Below are 1723 nucleotides of genomic sequence, written 5' to 3' on the forward strand. Positions count from 1 at the left end.
CAGAGTGTGTTCTTCTACTGCTCGAACGCGAACATCACGCAGTCCACGACGAACACGGTGACGGCGACGTATGTTCCGCCGGGTGGTACGACTCCGGTGACCACGCCGCCGTCGTCGGCGACGGCGAACGTGCCGTCGATGACGGTGCTGAAGGAGGTCTGCCTCTCCGCGAGTGCTGCTGACTGTGGTCAGGGTGGTGTGGGTCCGTGGGGTCCGGTGACTGATGTTCCGTCGGGTGGTACCGCGTACTGGCGGATCACGGTGACGAACACCGACGGGGTCGACATCCCGGGTGTGACGCTGAATGACACGGTGGCGCCGTCGTGTGTGACGGCTGCTGGGACGTTCACTCTTCCCGCGGGTCAGAGCAAGCAGTTCTTCTGCTCCAGCTCCAACCTCACGCAGTCCACGACGAACGTGGTGACGGCGTCGTTCGTCCCGCCGGGTTCCCCGCCGGGGACTCCGCCGACCACCACGCCGCCGTCGCAGGCGACCGCGAACGTGCCGTCGATGACGGTGAAGAAGGAGGTCTGCCTCTCCGCGAGTGCCGCTGACTGTGGTCAGGGTGGTAGTGGTCCGTGGGGTCCGGTCACTTCGGTTCCGTCGGGTGGTACCGCGTACTGGCGGATCACCGCGACGAACACCGACGGGGTCGACATCCCGGGTGTGACCTTGAATGACACGGTGGCGCCGTCGTGTGTGACGGCTGCTGGGACGTTCACTCTTCCCGCGGGTCAGAGCAAGCAGTTCTTCTGCTCCAGCTCCAACCTCACGCAGTCCACGACGAACGTGGTGACCGCGACGTTCGTCCCGCCGGGTTCGCCTCCCGGCACTCCGCCGACCACCACGCCGCCGTCGCAGGCGACCGCGAACGTGCCGTCGATGACGGTGCTGAAGGAGGTCTGTCTCTCCAACGTTGCGGCGAACTGCCAGGCTGGTGGTAGTGGTCCGTGGGGTCCGGTGACTGATGTTCCGTCGGGTGGTACCGCGTACTGGCGGATCACCGCGACGAACACCGACGGGGTCGACATCCCGGGTGTGACGTTGAACGACACGGTGGCGCCGTCGTGTGTGACGGCGGCTGGGACGTTCACTCTTCCCGCGGGTCAGAGCAAGCAGTTCTTCTGCTCCAGCTCCAACCTCACGCAGTCCACGACGAACGTGGTGACGGCGTCGTTCGTGCCGCCGGGTTCCCCGCCGGGGACTCCGCCGACCATCACGCCGCCGTCCTCGGCGACGGCGAACGTGTCGACGCTGGTCGTGAAGAAGGAGGTCTGTCTTTCGGCCAACGCTGCTGACTGTGGTCAGGGTGGTAGTGGTCCGTGGGGTCCGGTGACTGATGTTCCGTCGGGTGGTACCGCGTACTGGCGGATCACGGTGACGAACACCGATGGGACCGCGATCACGGGTGCGACGTTGAATGACACGGTGGCGCCGTCGTGTGTGACGGCTGCTGGGACGTTCAATGTGCCGGCGAGCCAGAGTGTGTTCTTCTACTGCTCGAACGCGAACATCACGCAGTCCACGACGAACACGGTGACGGCGACGTATGTTCCGCCGGGTGGTACGACTCCGGTGACCACGCCGCCGTCCTCGGCTACGGCGAACGTGTCGACGCTGGTCGTGCTGAAGGAGGTGTGTCTTTCCAACGTTGCGGCGAACTGCCAGGCTGGTGGTAGTGGTCCGTGGGGTCCGGTGACTGATGTTCCGTCGGGTGGTACCG

At 65.5% G+C, this 1723-nt stretch carries 1 pseudogene; it reads left to right on the forward strand.

Annotated elements, in window-relative coordinates:
- Nucleotides 1-1723: pseudogene (locus tag AB0Q99_RS34255) on the forward strand (hypothetical protein); the annotation flags it as partial.

This window comes from Kitasatospora sp. NPDC086791 (assembly GCF_040685975.1).
GTDB lineage: Bacteria > Actinomycetota > Actinomycetes > Streptomycetales > Streptomycetaceae > Kitasatospora.